The sequence below is a fragment of the Chryseobacterium gilvum genome (assembly GCF_025628965.1).
GTDB lineage: Bacteria > Bacteroidota > Bacteroidia > Flavobacteriales > Weeksellaceae > Chryseobacterium > Chryseobacterium gilvum.
On sequence record NZ_JAOTEN010000001.1, the window covers coordinates 1,169,739 to 1,181,965 of the forward strand.

Genomic DNA, 12,227 nt, shown 5'->3' on the forward strand with positions numbered 1-12,227 from the left:
TTTTTGTGTTAATATTCTATCTCATTCAGCATTTCTTTTTTATCGATGTCTGCATCTTCTACCACCAGATTTTCGAGGATAAAAATCTGTCGGTCCGGGGTATTTTTACCCATATAGAATTCCAGGAGCTGTTCTATGGTTTGATCTTTCCCAAGAACTACCGGTTCCAGGCGGATATCTTTCCCTATGAAGTTTTTAAATTCGTCCGGAGAAATCTCTCCCAGACCTTTGAACCGGGTAATTTCGGGGTTTTTTCCTAATTCATTGAGTGCTTTTATTCTTTCAGCTTCAGAATAGCAATATCGTGTTTCCTTTTTATTTCTTACCCTGAATAAAGGAGTCTGAAGGATGTAAAGATGTCCGTTTTTAATTACGTCAGGGAAAAACTGAAGAAAAAACGTGATCATCAGAAGACGAATGTGCATCCCGTCTACATCGGCATCCGTAGCGATAATTACCTGATTGTATCTTAAATCTTCAAGGCTTTCTTCGATATTCAGCGCCGCCTGAAGAAGGTTGAATTCTTCATTTTCGTAGACGATTTTTTTTGTGAGGCCATAGCAGTTTAGCGGTTTCCCCTTTAAAGAAAAAACAGCCTGCGTTTCTACATCCCTGGATTTTGTGATTGATCCTGATGCAGAATCTCCTTCGGTAATAAAAATCTGGGTTTCAGCTTTTCGTTCGGCTTTCTGGTCATTATAATGCTGTCTGCAGTCCCGAAGTTTTTTATTGTGAAGAGATACTTTTTTTGCCCGTTCTCTTGCCAGTTTCTGAATTCCGGAAAGTTCTTTCCTTTCGCGCTCCGAGATTAATATTTTCCGTTGGATCGCTTCAGCAATTTCTGGATTTTTATGTAAAAAGTTGTCTAATTTGCTTTTAAGAAAATCAATGATAAAAATTCTTACGGTAGGACCATTCGGGCCAATATCATTGGAACCGAGCTTTGTTTTCGTCTGAGATTCAAAAACAGGCTCTTCAACATTGATGGAAATGGCTGCAACAATTGATTTTCTGACATCGGATGCATCAAAATTCTTATTAAAAAACTCACGTATTGTTTTTACATACGCCTCACGGAATGCATTAAGGTGCGTTCCGCCCTGTGTGGTATTCTGTCCGTTTACGAAAGAAAAATAAGTCTCTGTCTGCGATTTGTCGGTGTGGGTAATGGCCAGTTCAATATCGTGATCTCTCAGGTGAATGATGGGATACAATACATCGCTTTCCAGTTCTTCTTCCAGTAAATCTTTAAGCCCGTTTTCAGAATAGAATGTTTCCCCGTTGAAAAGTATTTTTAATCCCGGGTTCAGGTAAGAATAATTTCGGAGCATCCTCTCGATGTACTCTTTTCTGTATTTAAAGTGAAGAAAAATATCTGCATCCGGGATAAAGGAAATTTCGGTCCCGTTTCTGTCAGAAGTTTCTTTTTCGTCGTGATTTTCTGTAATGATCCCTCTGGAAAACTCGGCCATCTTCATTTTTCCGTCCCGGAAAGAGCGTACCCGGAAATAGGCTGAAAGTGCGTTCACCGCTTTGGTTCCGACCCCGTTGAGACCAACAGATTTTTTGAAAGCTTTGCTGTCGTACTTCCCTCCGGTATTCATTTTTGAGACCGCATCTACTACTTTTCCCAACGGAATCCCACGTCCAAAATCACGAATTGTAACTTTGCCGTCGTCTACTTTTATTTCAATTCTTTTGCCAGATTTCATCCTGAACTCATCAATGGAGTTATCCAGAATTTCTTTAAGCAAAATATAGATCCCATCATCCGCAGATGAGCCATCGCCCAGCTTCCCGATATACATACCGGGACGCAAACGGATATGCTCCTGCCAATCGAGGGTTCTGATGTTATCTTCGGAATATACAGGGTTTATTTCTTGTGACATAGATTATTTCAGCAAACATACAAAAGTACGAAATTGGATAAAAACTTCTTTCATCTTTTCGATTGATTTTAGTCAAATTTATCATTATTTATTGTAATATTTACTATTGATCTTTTTATATTTACACGATCACCAACCAAATAAATATTGAAAATTTTTCTTCTTGCCGTACTGTTTTTATCCTCTTTATGTGCTTCCCAGATTCCAGGGCTGATTAATTACAGTGAAGAAGACGGGCTGAACAGTTCTTATACCTATGAGATGAATGAAGATAAGAACGGATTTATCTGGATTGGAAGCGATAACGGCCTATTCAGGTTTGACGGGAAAGAGTTCCGGCAATATAATAAAAAAGAGGGGTTAAAGAATATCGATATCCTGTCCTGTGAGCCTTTATCTGGCGGCGAAGTTTTTATCATGCCCTTTTTAAATGATTTTGCTTATCTGAAAAATAATGTAGTGATCAATTCCGATATCAATAGGGAGCTTAAAAAAATCAGATTTGAGCACAATCCTTTTATTAATACCTATCAAGATTCTGTCATTTTGTGCAACAACAATAATCCTAAAAAATTATATGTATTTAAAGATGAAAAAGTAACAGAAATTCCGTTGTATATAAAGTATTCCGGGAATGATCCCGATAACAAACTTATTCCGACTTCATACGACTTCCGTACAGATATGCTGTATCTTTCTGATGAAAAAACAGGAAGAATCGTGGTGTATGACATCCGAAATAAAAAAGAATACGGAAGCAATATTTCACTGCCCGGAAGCCTCTGGAAGAAAGATAATTTTCTGATCAGAATTCAGCATAAAGAGCTGAACATTTATGAATATAAAGATCAACTTCGACTAAAGAAAAAGCAGACCATTCACCTTGAAGATGAGATTCACCGGGTTCTTATTGATAAAAATAATAAACTCTGGATCTATTCTAAAAACGGCGGCGTTTTTTACTTTGATGAGGCACTCAGTTCCGGTAAAAAGCTTCAGGCTCCGAAAAAGATCTTACAAGATTATATTATTAATGATATTCTTGTAGATACTGATAACAACGTTTGGTTTTCTACCAGAAATAACGGCATATTCTTTATTACCGAAAAATTTTTCAGAAATTACATTACTCTGCCCATCAAAAATAATTCTGCTTCTATAACTGCTATTTCCGGCAACAGCAAAGCTGTCTTTTTAGGCTATAACGAAGCCATAGGTGGAATCTTCTGTGCAAACAAAATAACCGATATTGTTTTTGAGAAAAACAAAAAAAACGAAAACAGCAATATATTTGCGACTGATAAAAAAGTGTTTTTCGGGTTGGTACAAAATGTCTATCAATACGATATTCTTACGAGAAAAAAGAAATTTTTAGGGACCTACAATCTGAAAAATCTTCTGCCGTTTACAGATTCTTCTATTTTTATATGTTCTTCAGAAGGTTTAACCGTATATGATTTTAAAAAGGATCTCTATACCGATTTTTTAAAAAATGAAAGAGTATACACCGCTTTACCTTTTTCCAAAGACAGCCTGTTTGTGGGCGATTTTAAGAATCTTTATACCTTCAGCATCGCCACAAAAAAGAAAAAACTTTTTCTAGAAGGCTATTATTTTAAAGATATTAAAAAACTAAAATCAAATGTGTATATCGGTGCAACCAATCTCAACGGCATCGTCATTTTTAATAACCGGAAAGTAATAAAACACATTACAGAGCACGAAAGCTTACCCAGCAATCAGGTTAAGAGAATCGATATTGAAAATGAAAATACATTTTGGGCAAGTACCAATTCCGGGCTGTGCAGAATTGAATATACGGGAAATACGGTACATCTTAACAATTTTACAAAGATTGACGGGCTTCCCGGTAACAGGGTTTCGGGATGCGTGATTAAAAAAGACACCATTTATATCGCAACGTCTAAAGGATTGGGCATTTTATCTGTCAGAAAACTGCTGATGCAGCAAAAGGTTATTCATAAAAAAGTAATTCTCAACAGCATCACTATTGGCGGAAAAATACTGTATGACTTCAGCAAAAAACCCGTCATTCAATCGCTCGATAATGATCTTGTTTTCAGTCTCAGTTTCCCGGATTATGCATCATTGGGAAAAATAAGCTATCGATATAAAATTGAGGGCCTTAACGAAAAATGGCAGATCAGCAACTCTTCGAAAATTATCTTAAATGCTTTACCACCCGGAAAATATGTTTTTAAAGTCTTCGGGTTGGGATATAACGGTAAACAATCTTATACCTCAACAGAAATACCTTTTGAGATTAAACCGAAATATTGGCAGACGTGGTGGTTTACGGTACTCTTGATCATTTTAAGCATCGTCGTTATCCTGGCTTTCCTCACCTATTATTTTCAAAAAAAACGAAATAAAAAGCTAAAAAATCTTTTCTACGATAAAAAAATTGCCGAACTGGAGCTACAAGCTATAAAGGCACAGATCAATCCTCATTTTATCTATAATTGTCTCAATTCCATTCAATATTTATTGTATAAAAAAGATTATCCCGAAACAGAAAATTACCTCGACGTTTTTTCCCAGATGATCAGAAAAACACTGCATTACTCTGAAAAAACCTTCATGCCAGTAAATGAAGAAGTAGAATACCTTTCTTTATACCTGAATATGGAAAAACTGCGGCTAAAAGATCAGTTTGATTACGAAATTGTAATCTCAAAAGCCGTAAATCCTGAATGGCTAATTCCTTCCTTACTGATACAGCCATTCGTAGAAAATGCCATAAAACACGGTATTGCCAATCTGAAAGACAGGAAAGGAAATATTAAAATTTCATTTGATGTTGAAGACACTTCACTTTGCATTTGCATTGAAGATAACGGGATCGGGATTCAAAATGAAAACGACCGTATCCAAAAAGATCATTCATTCGGGGTGAAACTTTCACGGAAAAGAATTGAAACTTTCAGGCAGTTATTTGAAACAGATATCATTTTAGAAATTCATAACCTTTCTGAAAGACAGCAACGATCAGGAACCCAGATTAAACTTTATATGACGCCTTATGAAAAAACAAATACAAGCCTGTATCATTGATGACGAACAAGACGGAAGAGATTACGTCGCTCTTCTGCTGCAAAATGAGTTTCCGGATCTGCACATTACTTTTCAGGGAAGAAGTGTGGAGGATGCGTATGTTTACCTTACAAAAAACAGCCCGGATATTATTTTTCTGGATGTACAGCTTACAGACGGCAATGCGTTTGACCTGTTATCAAAATTTAAAACCATCGCATCACAAATTATTTTTATAACCGCTTTTGAAAATTTTGCCATTCAGGCCATTAAAAATGCCGCAACAGATTATATCTTAAAACCCATTAACAAAATTGATTTTATAAGCGCCGTCAACAAAGCTCTGGAAAATATTAAAAAAAATAAAAACCCAGTACATGCTCCGATTCATAATAAAATAAGCTTACCTACTTTACAGGGGTTCCGGCTGATTGACATAGAAAATATTATCCGTTGCGAGGCAGATTCTAACTATACTACTTTTTATCTTTCCGATAAAACCAAAATTACGGTATCTAAAACACTTCATGAGTTTGAAGAATCTCTCAGCTACCATAATTTTTTCAGGATTCACCACAAGCATCTTATCAACCTCAATTACATCCGTGAATACATCAAAGGGAAAGGCGGACAAATCATTATGATGGATCATTCTGTCCTGGATATCTCGGTCCGGAAAAAAAATGAATTTATGGAGAAAATAAAATATCTGCAATAGAAAACACTTACTCAGAAAACAGCGACACTTATACATTGATCGTTGATTTGTTTTCTGTATCTGAGTATTCTTGTAGTATCAATCATAAAAAACTATACTATGAGAAACAATCTAACTTTTTCCTTACTGATGACCGCCATCATGGGAATGTCGATCAATGCCCAAAACCTTGTAAAAAATCCTAGCTTTGAAGATGGCCCGGCTTTGTGTGCCCCAAATAATCCGGGCTCTTTTTATATAGGGCAAGGGTATGCAGATTTTTGGACATCAATTAATCCTGCAGATCAGGCAAGTTATCCTTTAAATACGGCCAGGATTTATCAAAACACACCTACCTGTACCTATTCCCAGTTTTCACCGGGCATAAGCGCCAATCATGGAAACAGATCAATAAGCATTTTCCAAAGTAATACACCGATATTAGGAATAAGTGACAGCAGAGCAATTGGCAGTTTCACAACAGGAACTCTTGGCAGCGGAGTATACAAAATCTGCCTCGCGGCTTTAGGGGGCATCTATCTTAACGAACCAAATGGAAGAAATACATTACAGGTGTATTTGGTAAGACAGGGTACATCATTTGAAAAGCTCATCAGTGAATTTAATATTCCTAAAAATACAGGTTCCACACCTTGGGGAAATTATGGCAATTCTTTTAAAATAATCGGTGACGAGGCAGGTATTTATGATAGAGTTGTATTAAGATTAAAAAGTCCTTCAAATATTTCCGGAAATTATTCAGAGCTTGTTTATATCGACAATGTCATTATTGGTCCGGTACAATCTACTCCGTCTCCATGTGACGGCACCTATGATTTGGCAGCTTTTGATAACAACACCGATATCGGCGCAGAACCTTACGATCCGGGAAGCAACTGGCAGGTTTGGCAAAGTAATGATATTTGGAACAGAGCTACCGATGCAAATTCTGTAACCGGAAACCTGGTCGCTGAAAATGTAGATAATGCAAGCGGACACAATAATTTGGTGAGATTCAGAGTGAGAAATATCGGAGTTTCTGCAAGTAATGAATCTCGTGTGAGATTATATTGGACAATTGGTACAACTGGTGGAGAACCTTGGCCTGTAGCATGGAATGGAAGTACAACTGTAAATCTTCAAACTAGTTTAGACCAAAATAATAATCCTGTTTATAACAATTTTACCAGTGGTGGTCAGATTACAAAACCATATCCCACACCCAATGTTACCCCACCAAGTCAAAGTTCGCATATCGGGAATGGAATTAATATTACGCAAGATACGACATACGACCAAGGAGGGTTCATAATCCCTCCGTTACAACCAGGCGAAGAATATATTGTAAATACTTTATGGACACCTTCGGCTTTTAATTTAAATTTATTAACAAATCATCCTCAAATCTGCTTCCTGGCAAGAGTCGTAGATACGAACGATCCTATGTATGACGAGCGTACTTCCTCTGCTTCCTTTAGTTTCAGTGATAACGTACGAAGCAACAACAATATCGTTACCCGAAATTCTACTTTTGTTAATTTAACTGGCGGCGGCGTTTTTTACAGAGGTTCAGGAACTATATTTTTCAGCAACAGTACCAGTGAAGACGGATTATTTGATTTCAGAATCAGAGATTTATCACAGACCGATGTATCATTCAGCCAGTTGGGAGATGTTATTTTAACATTAGATAAAACATTGTTTGATAAATGGGTGCAAAGCGGATCTTCCGCAGAAGGATTAGAAATTTCAGACTGGGAAAAACACGAACTGCGGGTAACTGACATTAATAATGCTAAATTGAAAAACATTCTTTTGCAGGCAGGAGAATACAGAGGCATTACAGTATCCTTTGTATTAACACAGCCTACTAATCTGATCCGAAATTTCCAATTTATAGCAAACCAGAATCGTACTGAAAATCCTGATGAAGAATACGGAACTGCATGTAACTTTAGCGTAGCCGTTAACGATCATGAGGAGGACAAAGGAGACGGCTTTTACGGTGATAGTGGCGACGCTGCTGCAGCATCCGTGTTTGGACCGGATATGAAACTTTCTCCAAATCCTTCTTCAGACACTTCTACTTTAGATTTTGTTTTAAACCAAAATACAGCACTTACCGTAGAAATTCTGGATACTTTCGGGAAAAAGGTGAAAACGGTAACAAGCTCAGAAAAATTCGTAAAAGGAAAAAATTCTATCGAGATGAATATTTCAGATCTTACTATCGGTGTGTACAGAGTATTAATCTACAATTCTTCTGAAAGAAAAATGATTAACCTCATTAAACAATAAGGTAAACACATTTTATATTATATTTAATATAAAGACCGTCCTTTTTAGGGCGGTTTTTGTATTTTAAAAGTACTCATCCAAAAAAAATGCTGTACATTAGAGTTTATAATTTTTCTATTATATGATACAGCTGCCTTTTTCAAAACTTTCAAATATAGGAACTACCATTTTCAGCCAAATGACGCAACTGGCCAATGAGCATGAAGCGATCAATTTATCCCAGGGATTTCCGGATTTTATGGCAGATTCTGAGCTGCTCAATTTTGCAGATCATTTTATCAAAAAAGGATTTAATCAATATGCACCTTTAGGTGGAATGATGGGGCTAAAAGAAGAAATCGCCAGAAAAATAGAAAACAGCCATCATACAATTTATCATCCGGATTCTGAAATCACCATTACTTCCGGCGGAACACAGGCTATTTTCACGACCATTGCCACCTTTATCAAAAAAGATGATGAAGTGATTATTTTTGAGCCTGCATATGACTGCTACGAACCTACTGTAGAGCTTTTTGGAGGAATTGTAAAACGTTTCGAAATGAAAGCTCCCGATTACGAAATCGATTGGAATGAAGTAAAGAAGCTGGTTTCAGAAAAAACAAAAATGATTATCCTGAATAATCCCAACAATCCTTCCGGCAAGATTTTAAAAGAAAATGATATTCAGGAGCTTATTTCTATTGTAAAAGATACTTCTATCCTCATTCTGAGCGACGAAGTGTATGAAAATATCATTTTTGACGGAAAACAGCATCTCAGTATCTGCAAATATCCGGAACTGAAAGAGAGAAGCCTCTTAGTCGCTTCATTCGGGAAGCTTTTTCACGTTACGGGCTGGAAAATCGGGTATTGCGCAGCTCCAAAAGCTTTAACAGAAGAATTTCGGAAAGTACACCAGTTTAATGTTTTCTGTGTCAACACTCCTATTCAGCTCGCATTGGCAGAATACATGAAAAACGATGACCATTACAAAAAACTGAATCAGTTTTTTCAGGAAAAAAGAGATTTCCTGAGAAATGGTTTAGCCTCCACTTCTTTTGAACTTCTGGATTGTGAAGGAACATATTTTCAGGCCGTGAAATATAATCAGATTTCTGATCAGAATGATATCGATTTTGCTACAGAACTGACGATTAAACATAAAGTGGCAACGGTTCCTTTCTCCTCTTTTTATAAAAATAAAAATAATGATCACGTTATCCGGTTATGCTTTGCCAAGAAAACAGAAACCTTAAAAAAGGCTATTGATCTTTTATCAAAAGTATAATGTTAAATATTTAGCAGATTGAGCATAAAAAAGCGGCTCCATCTGCTAAAGTATTTAAATATCGGTTAATGACTAAAAAAACATTCCGCCCGATGCTTCAATTCTCTGTGCATTGATCCATCCTGCATCTTCAGTACACAGAAAAGCGACTACTCCACCAATATCATCCGGCAAACCGGCTCTTCCCAAAGCCGTATTACCGGCAATCATCGCATTGATGTTTTCATCATCCCTTGTTCTGCCGCCGCCAAAATCGGTTTCTATCGCTCCCGGAGCCACCACATTCACCTTAATTTTTCTTGATCCCAGTTCTTTCGCCATATATTTCGTCAGCATTTCAACACCCGCTTTCATAGAACCGTAAACAGAAGATCCGGGTAGCGCAAATCTGGCTAATCCTGAAGAGATATTGATAATTCCGCCCCCGTTATTCATGAAAGGCAAAAATTTCTGGGTCAAAAAGAAAACTCCTTTAAAATGAATATTAAACATTTCATCCACCTGATCTTCGGTAGTTTCTGTAATAGGAGAATAGAGCGCAGTTCCTGCATTATTGATCAGATAATCAATGTTTGGACTTCCTGTATTTTCTTGTAAATGATCCGAGACATTTTTAACAAAACGGTCAAAGCTTTTTACATCTCTTGTATCTAATTGTAAAGCAAGGGCTTTTCTTCCCATCGCTTTTATTTCATTTACTACATTCTCAGCTTCCTCTTTATTGCTGTGATAGGTAATGATGACATCAAGGCCTTTTCCGGCAATTTTTAATGCTGAGTTTCTTCCCAATCCGCGGCTTCCGCCTGTAATAAGTGCAACTTTTGTTTTGTGATCCATTTTTTTAGATTTTTTATTGAGACAAAGTTCTGTTATTTTACGTTTTTTATATTTGCTTCAAACAATCTGAAATTTGCACATTTCAAATCATGAACGGAATTCTAAGGGGGTAAAAGAAGTTTTCCGTTTAAAAAAATTGGAAAAGTGGGCAATTTCCTCAAATCCCAATGCGTAGGATATTTCAGAAACATTCCATTTGGTTTGCTTTAAAAGTATTTTAGCTTCCTGAACAATCCGGTCTGCAATACATTCGGTCGTTGTTTTTCCGGTATTTTCCTTTAGGTTTTTATTAAGATAATTCACATGAATTGCCAGTCTTTCCGCATAATCTTTGGCCACTTTTAACTGAATTCTCTGATCCGGCGATTCAATAGGAAATTGTCTTTCCAGCAATTCTATAAATAAAGAAACCACGCGTAATGAAGCGTTTTGAGATGTTGAGGTTTTGGCAGCAGGCTGCAATTTTTGCCCGTAATGAATCAGCTCAAAGACATAATTTCTGATAAGATCATATTTAAAGATATAATCAGAAGCGATTTCTTTTTTTATTTTTGAAAACACTTTTTCAATTTCATCTGCCAAATCATCTTCAATTTCAAAAACGGGAACTGCGCCCGGTTGAAAGAGAGGTAGATCTTCTAAAATATTCTGAGATTGGTTTTTATTGAAAAAATCATCGGTAAAAACACAAAAACTTCCGGATTGATCTGCATCTTCCGGTATGTAATGATATGGAACTTTCGGGGTTGCAAACAACAGTGCATTTTTTTTGATTGAGATTACCTTATCTGCATATTCTGCCCTGTTTTTTCCTCTGATCAAACTTATCTTGTAATATTTTCTCCTGTTGTAGGGCATTTCAGAAGTTTTCTTCATCGTTGCAAGTGTTTGCGCAATATCAAAAACATTGAAATGGCCAATATCTTTATGAAGTCCTTTCGGAAAAATGCTTTCCAGATCTTTCCCCAGTCTTTCTGCCATCTCGCCGTAAAATTCTTCCAAAGAAGTGTGGGCTATCTTTTCCATGATGAAATTTGTATAAATCAAATATAGCAAATTATGACAAACTTAAATAACAGATCCTCCTACCATTGTTAAAACCCATTTATCGTTTTTATATTCAGCAGAATAATCAGTTACAGAACTGCTTCCCCATTCGGTAATGAAAAATTGTTTAGGATTGTTTTTATTTTTCTTGATTTTAGAGATTCCGAATCTAAATACATCAGTAACTTTCAAATAGTCCGTCTGCTTATTTTGATTTTCCTGAGAAAATAAAACTCTGTATTCGTTAGGATTTATTTCATGAAAATAAGCGCAATCACTTTTAAAAACTTCAAAATAATAATGCTTTTTTTTAAAATCAGAGTCCGTTGCATAGGTAGGCAATAGCTGCAGATATAATTCACTGAATTTATTTTTTTCAGATGTAAACAGAGGATTCATATCATTAAAATCATCAGTTCCGTCACCGTCTGTATCTTTATTATCAGTATTCAAGCCAAAACTGTTTTCAAAGATATCGTTATAGCCATCATTGTCAGAATCTTTGATTAAATCGTCTAATTTGATTTTAAATAATTTTCCATCTTCAATAGCTGAGTAATCTTCGTAACCCGGAAGACCTCCAACCTGTATGATCTTTACCAAGCTTCCTTCAAGTTCTAAAAAACCATTATTGATAATGGGCTTGGTCTGGATTTTATTAAGATAATAATGGCTAAAACTTAACCCTAAAAAATAGGCGTCCGCTTTATGATTGTCAATTTTCAACAACCAAAAGCCCAGATTATTTTTCCCTAAACAATACTCAGTATTTCCGATACGCTGTTTATTAGAGCATGAAAACTGATTATAAAATTTCTCTCTAAAATTTTTATATTCTTCTTTTTCCCGTCGCCATTTAATTTCAGCTAATTTTTCATCCTGAAAATTATTTTCATTTTCGGTACTATCCTGCTTGAAAGGTCTAAAGTTTTTCAAACTTATTACCTCAAGATATTCTGGTTTATTTGTAAGAATCTGCTGAGCTGTAAATGGTTTTTCTTCTTTGTAAATGGTATTATCCTTTTCTATAAAACAATTTTCTTCCTGAGTTTTTGAGCAGGACCCCAAAAATAAGATAAACATTAAAAACGCAGAATATGTCATTGAAAATTTTTTATAAATATAAACAAAA

General features: G+C 36.0%; 8 protein-coding genes. 4 read left to right on the top strand and 4 right to left on the bottom strand.

Translation table 11 applies throughout. The features are described from left to right. Window positions 1–8: 8 nt before the first annotated feature. Window positions 9–1,892: a DNA topoisomerase IV subunit B gene (locus N0B16_RS05490; RefSeq protein ID WP_262989722.1), complete on the bottom strand. Its 1,884-nt coding sequence runs from the start codon at window positions 1,890–1,892 to the stop codon at window positions 9–11. A 147-nt stretch (window positions 1,893–2,039) separates the two neighbouring features. Between N0B16_RS05490 and N0B16_RS05495 the strand changes: the two genes are divergently transcribed. The 4 genes from N0B16_RS05495 (at window position 2,040) to N0B16_RS05510 (ending at window position 9,211) form a co-directional block, all read left to right on the top strand. After that, on the top strand, window positions 2,040–4,967 hold the full coding sequence (locus N0B16_RS05495) for a sensor histidine kinase (RefSeq protein ID WP_262989723.1): 2,928 nt from the start codon (window positions 2,040–2,042) through the stop codon (window positions 4,965–4,967). After that, window positions 4,936–5,664, top strand: a complete 729-nt coding sequence (locus tag N0B16_RS05500; RefSeq protein WP_262989724.1) for a LytR/AlgR family response regulator transcription factor — start codon at window positions 4,936–4,938, stop codon at window positions 5,662–5,664. Before N0B16_RS05495 ends, N0B16_RS05500 begins: the two co-directional genes overlap by 32 nt. Window positions 5,665–5,763: 99 nt before the next feature. Further along, window positions 5,764–7,941, top strand: a complete 2,178-nt coding sequence (locus tag N0B16_RS05505) for a T9SS type A sorting domain-containing protein (protein WP_262989725.1) — start codon at window positions 5,764–5,766, stop codon at window positions 7,939–7,941. Window positions 7,942–8,062: 121 nt separating this feature from the next. Beyond that, complete coding sequence (locus N0B16_RS05510) at window positions 8,063–9,211, top strand: methionine aminotransferase (protein WP_262989726.1); 1,149 nt, start codon at window positions 8,063–8,065, stop codon at window positions 9,209–9,211. A gap of 72 nt (window positions 9,212–9,283) precedes the next feature. Here the strand turns inward: N0B16_RS05510 and N0B16_RS05515 are convergent, their stop codons facing one another. From N0B16_RS05515 to N0B16_RS05525, 3 genes are all read right to left on the bottom strand, one after another. Next, entirely contained in the window at window positions 9,284–10,048 is a 765-nt protein-coding gene (locus tag N0B16_RS05515; RefSeq protein WP_262989727.1) for an SDR family NAD(P)-dependent oxidoreductase, read from the bottom strand. Between the two features lie 87 nt (window positions 10,049–10,135). Next, window positions 10,136–11,074 (bottom strand): helix-turn-helix domain-containing protein, encoded by a 939-nt coding sequence (locus N0B16_RS05520; protein ID WP_262989728.1) that lies wholly within the window; start codon window positions 11,072–11,074, stop codon window positions 10,136–10,138. A 42-nt stretch (window positions 11,075–11,116) separates the two neighbouring features. After that, window positions 11,117–12,199 carry a hypothetical protein gene (locus N0B16_RS05525; RefSeq protein ID WP_262989729.1) on the bottom strand — a complete coding sequence of 361 codons (1,083 nt, stop codon included), beginning with the start codon at window positions 12,197–12,199 and terminating at the stop codon, window positions 11,117–11,119. Window positions 12,200–12,227: the final 28 nt, after the last annotated feature.